The organism is Bacterioplanes sp. CLAM21, assembly GCF_059641015.1.
In genome coordinates, this window is sequence record NZ_CM184929.1 from 2037269 (window position 1) to 2054247 (window position 16979).

Below are 16979 nucleotides of genomic sequence, written 5' to 3' on the forward strand. Positions count from 1 at the left end.
AACGCTTTCAGTGTAGACGAAGCTGGCCTTTGAAGGAAAAGCCCGCGCGTGCTTGGCGGGCCAAGTGAACAACAGCTTACTGACGTCGATACATAGCGGCGTAGTAGAGCAGGGGAATCAACACCAGCGTTAACACCGTGGCGACCAGGATGCCAAATATCAAGGCAATGGCCAGACCGTTGAAGATGGGGTCATCGATAATAAAGAAGGCGCCTACCATGGCCGCTACGGCGGTCAGTATAATGGGCTTGGCACGGACAGCCGCTGAGCTGACCACGGCGTCCTCAAAAGACATACCGGCCCTGCGTTGTTGGCCAATAAAGTCGACCAACAATATGGAGTTGCGCACTATGATACCAGCCAGTGCAATCATGCCGATCATGGATGTCGCAGTAAATTGCGCTCCCAGTAGTGCATGGCCTGGCATCACACCAATCAGGGTCAAGGGGATGGGGGCCATAATGATCAATGGCACTAGATAAGAGCGAAACTGCGCCACCACCAACAGATAAATCAGCAGCATGCCAACGCCATAGGCTAGGCCCATATCGCGAAAGGTTTCGTAGGTGATCTGCCATTCACCGTCCCATTTGACACTGTTCTCAAGTGGCAGAGGCGGTGATTGAATAAAGAACTGTGGCCAGTCGAGGCCGTGATCGGCCATGGCGAATGACGCGTCAAATAATCCATACAAGGGGCTGTCGAGTGGACCGGCCATATCGGCGGTTACGAACACCACTGGCTGTAGGTTTTTGCGATAAATCGTTTGCTCCATGCTTCCTTGCTGCACACTGACCAGATCACCGAGGGCAATGAGCTGGTCGTCGGCTGAGCGTACCTTCATAGCTAATAATGCATTCAGATGACTGCGATTAGCATCGCTAAAGGACAAACGAATAGGGGTTGGGTATTTGCTTTGCTGGTGTAAATAGCTGACATCTTCACCGCCTAAGGCGGTGTTGATGGCTTGCGCTAGGGTGGCTTGGTCGATGCCAAGATGCGCTGCGCGCTGGCGATCAACAAGGATGCTGAGCCGGGTTTGTGGATCTTCAATCCAGTCATCGACGTCTACCACAGAGTCGGTGCTTTCCAGTAATGCACGCAGCTGTTTGGCAGCGGCGATTTGCTGCGAATAGTGAGCGCCGTAAACTTCTGCAACTATGGGGGCCATCACCGGGGGCCCAGGTGGCACTTCAACTACTTTGACATTGGCTTGGAAGCGGCGACCAATGGCTTGCAGCGCTGGGCGCACGGCCAGGGCAATGGCATGGCTGGAGCGTTGGCGTTTGGTTTTATCAATCAGGTTAACTTGAATGTCGCCCTGATGCGGTAACGCCCGTAAATAGTATTGCCGCACTAGGCCGTTAAAGTTAATCGGTGCGGCAGTGGCGGCATACAGTTGCAAATGTTCTACTTCTGGTATTTGTCGCAGCTCGGCACTCAGTGCTTGCAAGGTAGCCAGAGTTTGTTCCATTGGCGTGCCTTCCGGCATGTCCACCACCACTTGAAACTCAGATTTATTGTCAAACGGCAGCATCTTCAGCACTACCCACTGCGCCACCGGCAGCGCGGCTGCCATCACAATGGCCACGAGAATGGCGGCAAACAGGCCAGCACGTTTTGCTCGATGGTTAATAAAGGGGCGCATCAGGCGATCAAATAACCGATAGCTGCGATTGCTGTGGTCCGTCGTTGCATGCTGCGAGGGTGTGCTCGTCGATCGTGCTAACAGTTTTAACGCCAACCAGGGCGTGACAATAAAGGCGATCAGCAAAGAGATCAGCATGCCGGTCGAGGCATTGATGGGAATCGGGCTCATATAAGGGCCCATCAAACCAGAGACAAACGCCATCGGCATCAAGGCTGCGATCACGGTAAAGGTGGCGAGAATGGTGGGACCACCGACTTCATCGACGGCCACAGGAATAATCTGGCTAAGCGGTTGTTGCTGCAAATGCATATGGCGATGGATATTCTCCACCACCACGATGGCATCGTCGACCAAGATGCCGATAGAGAAAATCAGCGCAAACAACGACACGCGATTCAGTGTAAAGCCCCAGGCCCAGGAGGCGAATAAAGTTATGGCTAAGGTAATGCCAATCGCGGCACCAACAATCACCGCTTCACGCCAACTCATGGTCGCTAATACCAGTACCACCACCGCGGCGGTGGCGAACAGCAACTTGGCCATCAATTGATCCGATTTGGCTTTGGCGGTGAGGCCATAATCGCGGCTGACGGTGACCTGGATATTGTCAGGGATCAGCGTGCCTTGTAGCTGTTGCAATCGTTCGCGCACGCTGCGAGTGATATCAATGGCATTGGTGCCCGGTTGTTTGGCGATGACCAAGGTGACGGCGGGTTGCGCACCGTGATGTTTGCCTTGGTGCAGCACTTGCTGGCTGGGTGTATCAGCAGCAAGACGGATATCAGCGAGATCGCGCAGGTAGACTAAGCCGGTGTCAGTCTTGCCGACAATGAGGGTTTCTATATCCGTCGTTGAGCGCAAAAAGTCCGCCGCCTGGACCCGAATGACCCGATTGTTTTGCACCAACGACTGCAGCTGGCCGCCGACATTGGCGGATTGTAGTGCCCGGCGCACGTCACCAAAGGCCAAGCCAAAGCCATTCATGCGGCTGGGATCGAGTTCAATATCAACCACCGTGGTTTGCTCACCAATGCTGTAGATATCTCGGGTACCAGCAATGCGCTTGAGTTCATCCTCCAGCGTGTGTGCGACCTGGGTGAGCTGGGCGCCACTGACGTCGGTGTCGTCCGACCAGAGGGTCAGGCTCATAATCGGCACATCATCAATGCCCATGGGTTTGACCAACGGCGGTTGCACCCCCAGCTGGCTGGGAAACCAGTCCTGATGGGAATGCACTTGATTGTACAGCGCGACGATGGCTTGCTGGCGCGGAATACCCACTTCAAAGGCGACGGTGAGTATGGCTTGGCCGGGCTGGCTAATGGAAAAAATATCATCAACGCCGGCTATCTCAGATAACACTTGTTCTGCTGGAATCGAGATTAGCTGCTCGACTTGTTTGGCGCTGGCACCGGGAAAGCTGATAAATACATTGGCGAAGGTAACATCGATTTGCGGTTCTTCTTCTTTCGGTGTCACCATGATGGCAAAGGCGCCGAGCAGCAGCCCCAATAGCGCCAATAGCGGGGTAAGGGCACTGTTTTGAAAGCTGGCGGCAATGCGACCAGACAGTCCAAGCTTCATGGCTGCTCTCCAAGGCTGGCCAGATAGGCGTAGGCATCGCTATGAAAGGTGTCTCCCGCGCTCAAGCCGGCGTTGATCTCTAACCAAGCTTCATTGTTGAGCACATGGTGCTCGCCGATACGCACTTGGCGCAGTACCGTTTGGCCCTGATCAAGCACAAACACCCCTTGAATTTCGCCGCGCTGAAACACGGCACTGGAAGGGACCAGCACTACTTGGCGCTGACCTTGATCAATGGCCAGTTTTACCCAACTGCCGGGCATCAAAGTTAACGATTCTGGTAACTGTGCGCGCAATCGAACGCTATGATGATCCGCGCTGGCATAGGGAAACAGCACGCTGTCGCTGGCAGCCACACGGCCTTGTGGACTGATAATCTCGACCTCAATGGGTGGCGTAGCCAAAAATTGTGGCACATCGGCGACGGCACGCAGCGGTGTTGGAGCAAACCCCGACATCAGCGCTTGGCCGGGTGCGACGCGCTCACCTAAATCGACGTGCACGGCTTTAACGATGCCAGCATAGGGGGCGCGAATATGGGTGTAGCTGAGTTGCTGACGGGCCTGAACCAGTCTGGCTTTGGCAGCATTGACGGAGGCTTTGGTGCTCTTAGCGGCGGCCAAGGTGCCGTCGTATTCATCTTTCGATAAGGTACCTTGCTGGTGCAGCCGCTGGTGGCGTTGCAGTAACAATTGCGCCTGTTCATCTTGCGCTTGCGCTTTGGCCAGGTCAGCTTCGGCCTGGGCGACTCCGGCTTGTTGCTCGGTGTCATCCAGCACCAGCAGTAAGTCGCCTTGCTGGACTGCATCACCCACATCAAACTTTATTTCACTCACGATGCTGGCGGTTTGGGCGGCAATGGTACTTTCAAACACCGGCTCCAGCTTGGCATCAATATAGCTGTATTGGGTAATGGATTGTGTTTGCGCTTGCAGTAACTCGGCCTGGCCGAAGGATGCCCAGTTGATTAGCCAGAGCAAATACAGCAGTTGGATAGCGCCTTTGAGTGTTTGATTGAAAGCCATGACTGCTCTCCGCTTTGGTATTTATATTCCTTGTTGGGAATATAGTAATTCATATAGTGAGCGCTGTCAGCCTACTATCGACCTTATTAGTTTTTTCGATTGGTGGCTTTGGCTAATTGGCTCAGACTACGTCCTGTATTCTATTTAGAGCAACCGGGCACGAAGGAGCAAAAATAATGGGACCAATGACCATATTCGGACGTGAAGGCTGTGGCTACTGTCGGCGAGCAAAAGAGCTGTGCGATATCCGCGAGATTCCCTACAAATATGTGGATATCAATGTCGAGGGCATCAGCAAAGCGGATTTGGAGAAAACCGTCGGTAAACCGGTAGAAACCGTGCCACAAATCTTTAATGGTCGTGATTATGTCGGCGGTTATACCGAACTGGCGGCCTTGGTGGGGGCGCAATAAGGCGAGATTAGTGGGCAGGTAAGACCCACTAAAAGCAGTGCCAGGGGGTGAGCCATGGCTGTGGTAGTGCGCCCCAGCCGTCTTCCTCTGGTGGGCAGACGAGTTCAATGTCGTCATTGCCGTCGTTGAACCTTAATGCCATGGCGTGCAGATAGGTACGCTCAGCCGGTGCTCCGCCATAGCGTTGATCACCAAGAATGGGCGCTGACAAGGATTTCATCGCCACTCTCAGTTGATGCGTTCGGCCGGTATGGGGCTGGAGCAAAAACAGACGCTGTTGTTTGCTGGGGTCATGCTGACTAATAAAACGAGTCACCGCCGGGTTTTGCTGGCTGCGTTCGAGTTTCCAGCTGCCACCGCGACTTTTACTCATATCGCCCTTGACCCAGCCTTGTTTTTTCTTTGTTTTGGCGGTGCTCACGGCTAGGTAATATTTCTCGATTTGGCGCTGTTCAAACAGCTGGCCAAAGCGCCTGGCTGCGTCTGCGCTCAGTCCAATCAATAAGATGCCTGAGGTGACACTGTCGAGGCGGTGCAAGGGCCATAGCGGGCGTTGCCAATGTTCGCTCAGTTGGGCAATCAAACCTGGCTGATTATTGCTGTGCATATCGACGCCGGCGGGCTTATTGATGGCGAGCCAGTCTGAGCCTTGATGAACAATGGCAATGCTGTCGAGCGGGATCAAGAGGCGGATTGCTCCATTAACTCTAATAAGCGTCGAGCAATGGCTTCAAATAGCTGAGCCTGTGAGTTGTCTGTTGCTGCCGTCAGACTGTACATCAGGCTTTCCAGTTCTGAACGCGACATGTATTTAACCGCAACCGGGGTGGTCATGGTGGCTCCTCTAAGTGAATCTAGTTAAAAACGGTAACTGAGCATCAAGTTGGTGGTGGTGACATCCGGCGTTTTGCCGTTGACTCGATACTCATCAGGCAAACGGTAACTGGCACTGACATCCAGGATCAAAGCCTGCCATTGCCAGCCTGTGCCCAGGTGCCAGCCCCAGCCGTTGTGTACTTGATGGGACTGTTGATCGGAGTGCGACTTTTGCCAGTACCAGCTAGGGCCGGAAAAGAGCCGCCAACCGGGCTGATTCAGGCCCCAGCCCCAAAATAATTGGGTCTCTACCCCATGCAGCCAGTAGCCTTGCTCACCTTGTTGGCGGTAATACAAAAAACGAGAGCCGGCGTGCTCCGATTGTGGAAACTCTGCCATCAAGGCGATGCCTCTATCGTCACTGCTGGGTTGGCCAGGGTCGATCGACAGCTGCCAGCTGCCGACGCCAACACGAAAGTTAGTCGGTTCGTCCGCGGCGCTACAGAGCGCAGGGGCACAGCTCAAACACAGCATTAGCCAGTAGCACAGCTTCATAATCGAATTCCTGAAGTCAGACGGCTGCAGAGGCTATCCCAGCACCGGGGCATGCGCAAGGGAGAGCTTGGTGATGGTGTGCAAAGGTGTGTCCTGGCGGTTGTGGAGTTATCATTAGTGTCAGTAGCAGGGGGACAGTGTATGCGAATCCTTTTACTGTGGCTGCTGAGCTGCTGTGGCTCAGCACTGGCGCTGGATGATATTGCAGAGCTGGGCAATCCGGTTATGGATGCCAAGCAAGCGGTGGCGGACAATAACATCGAATTTGTCGGCATTCAGTTGCCGGATGAACTGGTCACGCCTGGGCTGTCGGATACGGAACGACAAGAGCTGGAAAAGGACTATCCGATTCGGGCATTAAACCGGCGTTGGAAAACCTTTCAGAACATAGAGCAGGATGAAACTGTGTTTCGGCGTTATCGCAGCTATGCATTGAGGTACAATCTGACGGTGCTGAAAGAAATGCGCCTGCACAAGCGCCGCCAACTGAATAAATACCGGTATTAATCATGCAGTGTCGTCTCGGCTGCGGTGCCTGTTGCATCGCACCTTCCATTAGTGAGTCCATCCCTGGCATGCCTAACGGTAAAGCGGCGGGTGTGGCGTGTGTGCAATTGGACGAGCACGGGCTGTGTCGGTTATTTGGCGACCCAACTCGCCCTGCGACCTGCTTAGGTTTTCAGGCCGAAGCCAGTATTTGCGGTGATAATCGCCAGCAGGCACTGGCGATCTTGATAGAACTCGAGCAGCTGACCTGCGGCTAGTGCAATGGCTGAGTTGCTGCTGAGTTAGTTTGCGGCGCTTTGTGTTACAGCTTAAAGCGCTTCACCAGCGTGGCCAGGTAGTTCGCTACATCTACCAGCCGACTGGCAATCTCCGTGGTTTTGGCCGCACTTTGGGTGGTATTCACCGAATGCTCGGAAATGGTTTCAATGCTGGCGGCCACTTCTTTGCCGACGGTTACCTGCTCGGACATGCGCTCTAGCGTTTCGCGGTTTAATCGTGTCATTTCTTCGACTTGGGCGACCATGCTGTGCAACGCGCTGGCGGCATCCTGAACCTGGGCCATGCCATCGGCCGAGGTGCTTTGAGCGTCATTGGTGGCGCTCACGGCCTGGCGAGCTTCTTCTTGCAGTTGGCCTATCATGTCTTCGATTTCTTGCGCCGATTCGTGGGTGCGCTGTGACAGGGTGCGGACCTCATCCGCCACCACGGCAAAACCACGCCCGCTTTCGCCAGCGCGGGCGGCTTCAATGGCGGCGTTGAGGGCCAACAGGTTGGTTTGCTCGGCGATGCCTTTGATCACACTTAACACGTTGCCGACATTAGCACTGCGCTCATCGAGTGACGACACCACAGTGGCGGTAGTGGTGATGGCTTTATTCATACGCTCGATGGTGGCGGCGGCCTGATCGGTCTTGGCAACGCCTGAATGGGCAATGTCGATTGCGCTTTGTGACGCTGCTGAACTTTGCTCGGCGTTGTACTGCACACCATGAATGGATTCGTGCAAACGTTCGATCAATATATTGACTTGATCGGTTTCCTGGCGCTGCTGATCAACGGCACTGAGGGATTGTCGCGATGACTGATCAATGTGATGGGCGGAGGTTTCCAGTTCATCGGCGGCTTTCACCACTTCGTTCAGTGATTCGGAAAAGCGGCTAATCATCTGGTTAAGCGCTTGTGCGGCCATACCAATTTCATCACTGCCTTTCACTTTGACCCTTTGGGTTAAATCCGAATCTTTTTCCATCCGTTGCAGGGCCCAGTGCATTTTTTTAACGGGTTTTAAAATGACCCGCCGTAGCAACAGCGATAACACCACTAAGGCGGCAATAAAGAGTGCGCCTTGGGCAATGCTCATGGTGAGCATGTTGGAACGAATGGTGCTGTCGAGCTCATCGAGGTTATAAGTCACGCGAATAGCGCCGAGGATGTCTCCATTCTTTGCCTGATGGCAGGTTAAGCAATTCGTGCCACGGTAATTCTCTTCGGCAATGACGGGTGTGACATACGTAATGGTATGGCCATCATCGCCGTACTCCTCTAGGAAAACGGCTTCGCCCGCCAAGGCGCGGCGATCGAGGGCATCCTGTGGATATTCGTGTGCATGGCCCTTGCCAAAGTACTTATCGACCAAAGGTGTTCGCATCATGCGTGCTTCGGTAATGTTGTTATCCGACAGCATTTTTTCACGCACCATTTCACGATTGCCCATAGCGCCGGAAATCATCAATAGGTTCATAGTGTCTAGGTAGCCAGATGCTCGGCCTTCAAGCTGACTGTGCACCATGTCACGGCTGAGTTGGCGCTCAGCGTTGATGGCAATATTCACCACCACCACCAGTACCAAAACAAAAATAAGGCTGAGGGCGAGATACACTTTGCGTTGAATAGAGAGCGCCTGGCGGGCCATGCTGAACATCCAGTCCTGCTATTGAGTTATATGATCTTAGTTCAGGAACCCGGATAATGCATAAGCATCAGGGCCGGGCTGATTCTGAGATGTGTTATCGGCCGGCGATAAAAAACTTAAAGAATGAAGGCTGAGCCGTGGTGGCGATGTCGGAGGACACATGTACAAAATGGCTTTTTATGTACCCGAGGCTGATGTCGAACAGGTCAAGCAGGCAGTCTTTGCTACGGGAGCTGGCCGCCTTGGCAATTACGCGGAATGTTGCTGGCAGACCTTGGGACAGGGGCAGTTTCGACCGCTGGCGGGGGCAAATCCCACCCTCGGTGACGTGGGGGAGCTTGAGCACGTGGCCGAGCTTAAAGTGGAGCTGTTAGTTGATGATGATTGCCTGGTGGCGGCTGTGGCGGCATTAAAGCAGGCTCATCCTTATGAAGAACCTGCCTATGAAGTGTGGCCGCTACTGTCGGTTTAGCTCTACAGCGGTGAGATGGCTAAATGTGTTTCACCAAAGCCTGCTGCGGTGAAATATCAAACACGTGTGGTGTGATGATTTGATGCTGCTGACGATCGGCAAAATAGCGCTGCAATGATTGGCCGACGGTGGCAAAGGCTAATTCCTGCCAAGGAATGTCTTGTTCATCGAACAGCGCCACTTCTAGGCTTTCTTCACCGGCGGCAAAGTCTTTACTGCTGAGTTGAGCCAAGAAAAAAATATGCACCTGATTAATATGGGGCACGGTAATCATGCTAAATAGCGGCCCCAATTCGACCTTGGCACAGGCTTCTTCCCACGTCTCCCGGCTGGCGGCTTGTTCGGTGCTTTCACCGTTTTCCATAAATCCGGCGGGCAAGGTCCAAAAGCCGCGCCGCGGTTGGATGGCACGGCGGCAGAGCAATACCTGATCCTCCCAGATGGGAATGGTACCGGCCACGATGCGCGGATTGTCATAAAAAATGGTGTCGCATTGCTGGCACACAAAACGTTCACGGTTGTCGCCGGCAGGCACTAAAAAATGCACTGGGGCGGCGCACTGACTGCAAAACTTCATGCATAAACCTCCTGGAAGCAAGGATGCAGGTCGCACAGACTAGGGCATGACGACTGAGGGTGAACAAGCCTTAGCTGCTTGCCAGGATCATAGCGGTGCTGGCGGGTGGCGGGCAATGAATGAAAAACAAACGAAGAAAGCCCAGGTCAGTCGTCGACCTGGGTGAGCGGTGTGCGGCTATGCATGCAGGTGACGCTGGCTTTGCTATCTACCGCCGGCTCGTAGCGTCCGAGCAGGCTGTCGTGCAAATCAGCCAGACAGTCGTGCATCATGGTGGATAAGCGCAAGCAAGCGGCCATCGGCGTTTTACAGCGTTCACGTTCCATGTCGATGCGAAATTGCAAACCTTGCAGCCGCGGCTTTAAGCGTTGTGGAGATTGATCGATTAGCTGCTGAACCATATGTTGACGCAAGGCTTCCAGTGCTTCGGGTTGCTGCTCTGCCATGCGGTGCAGCTCATCCGGGTCGGGTAACTCAGTCAGCTCACCGAGATCGGTGGGGCTGGCTAGGGTCATAAGGTTTACCGTTATCTGATTACCTGTTCAGAATACGAAAAAATAATGAGTTCTGCAGCGTCGAGCAGTGCATGTGCGGCTGTCTTTTTGAGCCCAGTGTCATGTCAGTCGCATACTTTGTGTGGGCTTGTTTAATAGTCTGGCATAAGCCATGCCGGCAGGGCGTGAACGGAGGGAGAGCAGGCTGGGAAGGACGGGAGAGAGGACTGGGAAGGACAAGAGAGAGGGGGTCAGGGAGAGCAGGCTGGAGGGCGAACAGGAAAGCCAGTAAACTGGCCGCCATGAATCTCCCGTTAACGCCCTATTTACAGCAGCGCTGGCGACAGCAGCCGCGGCGCAAAGTCCATCAGCCTGGTCTGGCAGCCGCGGCCGTGCTGGTGGCACTGACCGATGAGCCAAATCCCAGGTTGCTGCTGACACAACGCTCACGCCAGTTGTCGTCCCATAGCGGCGAGGTTGCCTTTCCAGGCGGTAAACAGGACCCGGAAGATATCGATTTGATCGCCACTGCGCTGCGTGAAGCGCAAGAAGAAGTGGCGCTATCGGGCAGTGATGTCACCGTTATCGGCGAGCTGAATCAGGTGGTGTCGCGTTTTGGTTATTTGGTGACGCCAGTGCTGGCGGTGATTCCTCCCGACCTGAGCTTTATTCCCAACCCCGGCGAGTTGGATGCGGTGTTTTTGCCGCCCTTAGATTTATTTCAGCAACCGCCCGTGACCTACTTTGAGCGCGGCAATGTGCGGATCCCCAGCTTTGACTATCAGTCGTTTCATATTTGGGGACTGACCGCCATGATGATTACCGAATTTATGAATCACTACTGGGATTGCCAGATCGACTATCGCATCGGCTAAGCCCTGGAGAGTCTTATGTTCTATCAGCTTGGCAAGCTTCGCCCGAGTCGTGGTGAGGACGTATTTGTAGCCGATAACGCCCGCATCATTGGTGATGTGGAGTTACAAGATCGCACGAGCGTGTGGTTTGGCGCCGTTATCCGCGCTGACCATCACCGCATTACCGTGGGTCTAGAAAGCAATGTGCAAGACGCGGCGGCACTGCATACCGATGCCGGCATTCCTTTAACTCTGGGGCGCGGTGTGACCGTCGGCCATCATGCCATGCTGCATGGTTGTGAGGTGGGTGACTATTCCTTGATTGGCATTCATGCGGTGGTGTTGAACCGGGCGAAAATCGGTCGCCATTGCATTATTGGCGCTCACTCCTTGGTGCCTGAAGGTATGGATATTCCCGACGGCTCATTGGTGGTAGGGGCGCCGGCCAGCATTAAACGCCGTTTGTCAGATCAGCAACGCCAGCTGTTAGAAGCCAGCGCTGCTCATTATGTTGCCAATGCCAAACGATTTAATCAGGATTTGCAGGTCATTGAATTATGAGTCAGGTAGCTTCGCCTTGCGTCAGTATTTGCGCATTAGACGATCAGAATATTTGTTTGGGCTGTTATCGTAGTGCAGCCGAAATCACGGCTTGGGGACGTTTGAACGATGAGGATAAACGCCAGGTGTTAAAGCAGGTAGCTGAGCGTGAACGGGCGTCTTTTAATTTTACCGCCGTTAAGGAATCGACATGAGTGTAAGCCATCCTTTTGCTACAAATCCTTTGATAGGTACGCCGTTTTCCCCCACTGCCACTCGGGTACTGCTGTGTGGTGCTGGTGAGCTGGGGCGCGAGGTGGTGATAGAGCTGAAGCGTTTGGGCTGTGAAGTCATTGCTGTCGATCGTTACGCCAATGCTCCTGCCATGCAGCTAGCAGACCGTAGCCATGTCATTGATATGCTCGATGGTGCGGCTTTGCGCGCGGTGATTGAAGCTGAACAGCCCGCGTTAATTGTGCCGGAAATTGAAGCCATTGCTACCGATGAGTTGGTGGCGCTGGAGCAGCAAGGCTTTTGTGTTGTGCCGACCGCCAAGGCGACACAATTGACCATGAATCGTGAAGGCATTCGCCGGTTGGCGGCAGAAACTCTGCAGCTGCCGACATCGGCTTATCGTTTTGCCAGCGACTGGTCAGAATTTGCCGATGCCGCCGCAGACATTGGTTTTCCTTGTGTGGTGAAGCCAGTGATGAGTTCGTCTGGCAAAGGCCAAAGTCTGGTAAACAGCGCAGATGAACTGCAAGCTGCTTGGCAATACGCGCAAGAGGGCGGACGCGCTGGCGGTGGTCGGGTGATTGTCGAAGGTTTTGTCGACTTTGATTTTGAGATTACCTTATTAACGGTTCGCAGCCTCGATGCAACAGGTGCCGTCGAAACACACTATTGTGCGCCCATTGGCCATCGCCAGCACAATGGCGATTATCAAGAATCCTGGCAGCCACAAGCGATGTCTGCCACAGCGCTGCAACAAGCTCAGCAAGTCGCCGAACGCGTCACCGAAGCCTTGGGGGGCTTGGGCTTATTTGGTGTTGAATTATTTGTTAAAGGCGATCAGGTCATCTTTAGCGAAGTCTCTCCGCGTCCGCACGATACTGGCATGGTGACGCTGATTTCGCAGAATTTATCCGAGTTTGCTTTACATGCACGGGCGATTTTAGGCTTGCCCATTGCCAATATAGAGCTGCTGTCAGCCAGCGCATCAGCGGTGTTATTGCCCACCGGCGATAGCAACCAAATGACTTATTCAGGGTTGCGTAAAGCCCTGGCACAAGCGGATACCGAGCTGAGATTATTTGCTAAGCCTGAGATTCGTGGTCAAAGACGCATGGGCGTGGCGTTGGCCAAAGCCGCCGATGTTGATTCAGCAAGAGCTAAGGCTAAGGCCGTTATTGCAGCCATTGTGACGGAAAATTCCAGTCCTGCTCACAGCTAAGAGTGTGCACAACGGAGCGGTTGCGACCTTCGCTTTTGGCTTTGTATAGGGCGTAGTCTGCGGCCATGACCCAGCGCTCAGGCTCTGTTTGATGCAACCAATTGCCTGGAGTTGGAATCCAGGCAATGCCACAAGATACCGTTAGGTAATCGCTGACGTCGGAAAATCCGTGCACAATTTCCAGTTCAGCGATGGCTTGCTGCAAACGATGGCGAAGATTGTCGAGATCTTCGGCATTGCGCAGATAAATAATTAAAATAAACTCTTCGCCGCCGTAGCGTGCCGCCAGTTCATCTGCTCGCCTGGCACAGCGTGCCAAGGCCTTTGCGACGCGACGTAAGGCATCGTCGCCAGCCAAGTGTCCATAGTGATCATTAAAGCGCTTAAAATAGTCGATATCACACAGCACCAGTGCCATGCCATCTGAATGGCGATGTAATCGCTGCCAGGTATTTAACAAGCCTTCATCAAAGCTGCGACGGTTATTAATGCCGGTTAAGCGATCGGTATTGGACATTTCTAATAACATGGTTTTTTGTCGATTGATTTCAATCACCACTGCGTTGTAGGAGTTTTTTAGCTCAATTAACTCTTTTATTTTAAAAGGGTCGCTAAATCGAATGGGCGAGAACACACCCTCGCGGCGATTTTCGCGTAAATGATTGGTGGCGTGCACAATGGGATGAATAATCACTTTTAAAAAAGCCAGAAACAGTAAGCTTGGCAGTAGCGCTAACACCACAAAGGAGCCAAATACCGCTGGTTGGAACAGTGGTGGCAGCACATTGCCATGATCAAAGGTCAGCATGATAGAGGGCTTGTCAAACACATCCATCAAACAGCGCTGATGCTGTTTTTGTGCCGCAGGCAGTTTGACATACAAGGGTTGACAGTCGGCAGGCGGATTGATGCTGGATTCGATGGTCAGATGCTGGCCGTAACTGAGCGCGCGCCAAAAACTGTCGTCAATACGACGTGCCATCAATAAATAGCCCCGAATATCGCCACTACCGTCAGAACGCAGTACTTCTGCCACCGCTAAGATAAAGGTTTGGCCATCAATGCTCTGGAAGCTGGTGGGTTGGTAAGCAAATTTGGGGTCGCCAGAGCGGATTTGCATCGTTAGCCAGTATTCGAGTGAGGGTAATGAGCGCTGCAGCTCCTCCGTGCCGAGAATATGGCGCATGGAAAGGCGCAGTTCACCTTCGGCATTGGCCAGCAATACGTGTTGAATGTCCAAATTGATCATGGTATCGGCGATGAAATTGGTGTGTACGTAGCGGTGTTCTGGGTTGAGCGGCAATGCTTGCTGGATAAAGTCATAAGTGTCGTCCCAGCGGGCATAATCCACCACAAAAGCCAATAAGTGCTCTGATTTCTGCTCCAGCTGGCGGTTAACCATTCTGATCTCGTGCTCTTGGTAAGAGCGTACGATTTCCAGCTCCTGCGGATGAAACCACCAAGCACGCACGGCGATAAGGCCGAGAAACAGCAATATTAAGTAGAGCAGAGTCGCCAGTAGCGACAGCTTGCGAATTGTGATCATCCCACCGCCGGATTTACACGCCTGATGGCCCTCAGTGTAGTCGGAATCAGCATTACTGGCGCTTAGCCGCGGGTGTGAAAAAGTTTATGGCATGGCTTGACCTGTGAGTAGCTCATAGGTTTAACCTGAACAGGTGAATAACGATTGCGGCACTCACTGCTGCCTTGCTGGCCATTGAATCTGGCTCGCGGGTCGCTGGCTTGGCGCAATGTTTTACTGATGACAGGTTTGCCCAAGGTGGCAAGCCGAAGGAGTCACGATGACAGTTCAACAACTGGCCAGGCTGTCTGGCACCGGCGCCGATACCATTCGCCACTATGTGCGCATTGGTTTACTGACACCGGCTAAAGGCAGCAATGGCTATCACCAGTTCAATGATAGTGATGCCCGCCGGCTGAGCTTTATTCTACAGGCCAGACAACTGGGCTTTACCCTCGACGATATAGGCCAAGTCATGGCCCAGGCTGAGCATGGGGAATCCCCCTGTCCGACGGTACGGCAGCTGATAGAGCCAAGGCTAAGCGAGGCGCGCAGTCGTTTAGCGGCGATGCAGCAATTGGTTGAACGTATGGAAAAGGCCGTTGAGCAATGGCAGCATCAACCCGATTGCCAGCCCTGCGGTACCCACATTTGTCATTTAATCGAAGGCACAGATCCCGGCGATAAGGAGCACTCACATGACTGAGACAACAACATCTTGCTGTTCAGGCAAAGATCAACAGCCTGCGGCTTCGAGTGAATGCCAGGCTCAGTCATTAGACCACTGTGCAAGCCAGGCAAACAGTAGCAGTGGCTGTGATGACAACAGCGTGCAAAAACAACAAGGCAGCTGTTGCGGAACGGCTCCTAAGGCAAATGATGATGCTGGCTGCTGCGGCACAGAAGGTAAAAAACGCATCGACTGGGTGATGTGGACCTGCTTGCCCTTTGTCATCGCGGGTTACCTGGGCTTTTTGGCGTTAGGACACGATGGCTTGCCAGAATGGCTCGCGGTGATGTTTCACACCAGTTTTGAAATGGTCAATGCCATGTGGTGGGGCATTTTAATGGCGGCGTTTTTTGTTGGCTTGCTGACGAGGGTGCCAAGAGAATTGGTGATGTCAGTACTAGGGCGTGGCGGCAGTAAACGTGGGCTAGTGCGTGCCACGGCCGCGGGTTTGCTGCTCGATTTATGCAATCACGGCATATTAATGATAGGTATGAAGCTGTATGAGCGCGGTGCCAGCCTGGGACAGGTGATGGCGTTTTTAATCGCCAGTCCGTGGAATTCGTTGACCCTCACTTTGATTTTAATTGGCCTGATTGGATTGCCGCTGACATTAACCTTTATTGCCGGGTCTATGGTCATAGCACTGATCAGTGGCTGGATCTTTGATCGTCTGGTTGATCGCCAAGTGTTGCCGGCCAATCCAAACCAGGTCGAGTTTCAGCAATTGCCATTTTGGCCAACGCTAAAAAGCAGCTGGAGCGGCTACGACTGGAGTCCCAAAGCCATGGCCGGACTCTTTTGGGAAGGGCTGAAAGATTCGCGCATGGTATTGCGTTGGGTGGTATTTGGCATCGTATTAATTGCCTTGGTGCGGGCCTTTGTGCCAGAAGAAATGTTCAGTACCTGGTTTGGTGCCACCGCAGGCGGTTTATTTATGACCTTGTTGGCGACCACCATTTTAGAAGTGTGCTCAGAAGGCAGCAGTCCCATTGCCGCAGACTTAGTGAATCGTGCTGGTGCACCGGGCAATGCCTTTACCTTTTTAATGGCTGGCGCGGCGACAGATTACACTGAAATCATGTCGCTGAAAGACACCACCCGTAGCTGGAAGATTGCTTTATTCCTGCCGCTGGTGACGGTGCCTCAAGTGCTGTTGATTGGCTATCTACTCAATATGGGCGCTTAAAAGCTAATATCCAAAATATGGCCCGTACTGCGCTTGGGCTCGGTGGCATACCAGACACTATGTGTGGTGGCCTTGGGCCAGGCGCGCTGACAGCGCTCTATTAACGCTTCAAAGGTCGGTCTGCCGGGGTCGGCCAGCAGTATTCTTGTTACACCGGCGCGTTTGGCACGTTTTATTAGCCGGAATAACTCATCAGTTAGGCTGTCCCAAAAACAAATGTCGGCACCGATCAAAACGTCAAAGTCACGCAGATCACCTACCTTGATATCATCAAAGGCCGATTCCCATCTACTGAGTTTAACGTCGTTATAGGCGGCCATTACGTCTAAATAAGGAAACACCGCAGGGTCAATATCGACACCCGTCACTTTGGACTTAAACTGGCGAGCACAGTAAATACTGGCAGGTCCCCAGCCGCAGCCTAGCTCCAACAGTGTACGACGCTTTTTAATCGGCTTTTCCCGCAGATAGTCCATCAGTAAAAAACTCGACTCCCAGGTTTTATGGCCGTGGACACGGGGTTTAGCAATATCTTCTAAACGTCGAATAAGGGGGTGCTGAGGTGATAATAAATACACCCCGTAGGCTTTTTTTACTTGTTTGGGTAAGGCTTCAAGTTGCGGCATAGCAGCAAAGTGGTCATGAATGGTGTCTGCAGTGTACATTGTTGGCACAGCAAACTAAA

20 protein-coding genes are annotated in these 16979 nt (G+C 53.2%); 10 read left to right on the forward strand and 10 right to left on the reverse strand.

Going from position 1 to position 16979, the window contains the following annotated elements; translation table 11 throughout:
• Positions 1-76: 76 nt before the first annotated feature.
• Positions 77-3235, reverse strand: a complete 3159-nt coding sequence (locus AC55FS_RS09465) for an efflux RND transporter permease subunit (RefSeq protein ID WP_496935839.1) — start codon at positions 3233-3235, stop codon at positions 77-79.
• Positions 3232-4260, reverse strand: coding sequence for an efflux RND transporter periplasmic adaptor subunit (locus AC55FS_RS09470; protein WP_496935840.1), 1029 nt, complete (start codon positions 4258-4260; stop codon positions 3232-3234). Before AC55FS_RS09470 ends, AC55FS_RS09465 begins: the two co-directional genes overlap by 4 nt.
• Before the next feature lie 176 nt (positions 4261-4436).
• Between AC55FS_RS09470 and AC55FS_RS09475 the strand changes: the two genes are divergently transcribed.
• A complete protein-coding gene (locus tag AC55FS_RS09475; RefSeq protein WP_496935841.1) occupies positions 4437-4673 on the forward strand; it encodes a GrxA family glutaredoxin in 237 nt (78 codons plus the stop codon).
• Positions 4674-4701: 28 nt separating this feature from the next.
• On the opposite strand, the gene AC55FS_RS09480 is transcribed toward AC55FS_RS09475, so the two are convergent.
• From AC55FS_RS09480 to AC55FS_RS09490, 3 genes are read right to left on the reverse strand one after another with little or no spacing between them, the layout of a single operon-like run.
• Complete coding sequence (locus AC55FS_RS09480) at positions 4702-5358, reverse strand: TIGR01621 family pseudouridine synthase (protein ID WP_496935842.1); 657 nt, start codon at positions 5356-5358, stop codon at positions 4702-4704.
• Positions 5355-5507 (reverse strand): cell developmental protein SirA, encoded by a 153-nt coding sequence (locus tag AC55FS_RS09485; protein WP_496935843.1) that lies wholly within the window; start codon positions 5505-5507, stop codon positions 5355-5357. Before AC55FS_RS09485 ends, AC55FS_RS09480 begins: the two co-directional genes overlap by 4 nt.
• A 24-nt stretch (positions 5508-5531) precedes the next feature.
• The gene (locus tag AC55FS_RS09490; protein ID WP_496935844.1) at positions 5532-6044 is read right to left on the reverse strand and encodes a putative outer membrane beta-barrel protein; all 513 of its coding nucleotides are present in this window, start codon (positions 6042-6044) and stop codon (positions 5532-5534) included.
• Positions 6045-6185: 141 nt separating this feature from the next.
• Here AC55FS_RS09490 and AC55FS_RS09495 point away from each other — a divergent pair, with 141 nt between their 5' ends.
• Positions 6186-6551, forward strand: a complete 366-nt coding sequence (locus AC55FS_RS09495; protein WP_496935845.1) for a hypothetical protein — start codon at positions 6186-6188, stop codon at positions 6549-6551.
• A 2-nt stretch (positions 6552-6553) separates the two neighbouring features.
• Positions 6554-6808 carry a YkgJ family cysteine cluster protein gene (locus AC55FS_RS09500; RefSeq protein ID WP_496935846.1) on the forward strand — a complete coding sequence of 85 codons (255 nt, stop codon included), beginning with the start codon at positions 6554-6556 and terminating at the stop codon, positions 6806-6808.
• A 44-nt stretch (positions 6809-6852) separates the two neighbouring features.
• Here the strand turns inward: AC55FS_RS09500 and AC55FS_RS09505 are convergent, their stop codons facing one another.
• On the reverse strand, positions 6853-8472 hold the full coding sequence (locus AC55FS_RS09505; protein ID WP_496935847.1) for a methyl-accepting chemotaxis protein: 1620 nt from the start codon (positions 8470-8472) through the stop codon (positions 6853-6855).
• A gap of 151 nt (positions 8473-8623) precedes the next feature.
• On the opposite strand from AC55FS_RS09505, the gene AC55FS_RS09510 reads away from it, so the two are divergent.
• Positions 8624-8935, forward strand: coding sequence for an NGG1p interacting factor NIF3 (locus tag AC55FS_RS09510; RefSeq protein WP_496935848.1), 312 nt, complete (start codon positions 8624-8626; stop codon positions 8933-8935).
• Positions 8936-8954: 19 nt separating this feature from the next.
• Here AC55FS_RS09510 and AC55FS_RS09515 read toward each other — a convergent pair whose 3' ends face one another.
• Together AC55FS_RS09515 and AC55FS_RS09520 are read right to left on the reverse strand one after the other, a co-directional pair.
• Positions 8955-9512: an NUDIX hydrolase gene (locus AC55FS_RS09515; protein ID WP_496935849.1), complete on the reverse strand. Its 558-nt coding sequence runs from the start codon at positions 9510-9512 to the stop codon at positions 8955-8957.
• Positions 9513-9658: 146 nt separating this feature from the next.
• On the reverse strand, positions 9659-10027 hold the full coding sequence (locus AC55FS_RS09520; protein ID WP_496935850.1) for a DUF3135 domain-containing protein: 369 nt from the start codon (positions 10025-10027) through the stop codon (positions 9659-9661).
• Between the two features lie 281 nt (positions 10028-10308).
• Here AC55FS_RS09520 and AC55FS_RS09525 point away from each other — a divergent pair, with 281 nt between their 5' ends.
• The 4 genes from AC55FS_RS09525 to purT are packed head-to-tail and all read left to right on the forward strand — an operon-like array spanning position 10309 to position 12853.
• Entirely contained in the window at positions 10309-10881 is a 573-nt protein-coding gene (locus tag AC55FS_RS09525; RefSeq protein ID WP_496935851.1) for a CoA pyrophosphatase, read from the forward strand.
• A gap of 15 nt (positions 10882-10896) precedes the next feature.
• Positions 10897-11421: a gamma carbonic anhydrase family protein gene (locus AC55FS_RS09530; protein WP_496935852.1), complete on the forward strand. Its 525-nt coding sequence runs from the start codon at positions 10897-10899 to the stop codon at positions 11419-11421.
• Positions 11418-11615 (forward strand): DUF1289 domain-containing protein, encoded by a 198-nt coding sequence (locus AC55FS_RS09535; RefSeq protein ID WP_496935853.1) that lies wholly within the window; start codon positions 11418-11420, stop codon positions 11613-11615. Before AC55FS_RS09530 ends, AC55FS_RS09535 begins: the two co-directional genes overlap by 4 nt.
• Entirely contained in the window at positions 11612-12853 is a 1242-nt protein-coding gene (gene purT, locus AC55FS_RS09540) for a formate-dependent phosphoribosylglycinamide formyltransferase (protein ID WP_496935854.1), read from the forward strand. Before AC55FS_RS09535 ends, purT begins: the two co-directional genes overlap by 4 nt.
• Here purT and AC55FS_RS09545 read toward each other — a convergent pair.
• On the reverse strand, positions 12807-14399 hold the full coding sequence (locus AC55FS_RS09545; RefSeq protein ID WP_496935855.1) for a diguanylate cyclase domain-containing protein: 1593 nt from the start codon (positions 14397-14399) through the stop codon (positions 12807-12809). The genes purT and AC55FS_RS09545 overlap by 47 nt on opposite strands.
• A gap of 259 nt (positions 14400-14658) precedes the next feature.
• On the opposite strand from AC55FS_RS09545, the gene AC55FS_RS09550 reads away from it, so the two are divergent.
• Positions 14659-15084, forward strand: a complete 426-nt coding sequence (locus AC55FS_RS09550; protein WP_496935856.1) for a MerR family transcriptional regulator — start codon at positions 14659-14661, stop codon at positions 15082-15084.
• Positions 15077-16294, forward strand: coding sequence for a permease (locus AC55FS_RS09555; protein ID WP_496935857.1), 1218 nt, complete (start codon positions 15077-15079; stop codon positions 16292-16294). Before AC55FS_RS09550 ends, AC55FS_RS09555 begins: the two co-directional genes overlap by 8 nt.
• Here AC55FS_RS09555 and AC55FS_RS09560 read toward each other — a convergent pair.
• The gene (locus AC55FS_RS09560; protein ID WP_496935858.1) at positions 16291-16959 is read right to left on the reverse strand and encodes a class I SAM-dependent methyltransferase; all 669 of its coding nucleotides are present in this window, start codon (positions 16957-16959) and stop codon (positions 16291-16293) included. The genes AC55FS_RS09555 and AC55FS_RS09560 overlap by 4 nt on opposite strands.
• Positions 16960-16979: the final 20 nt, after the last annotated feature.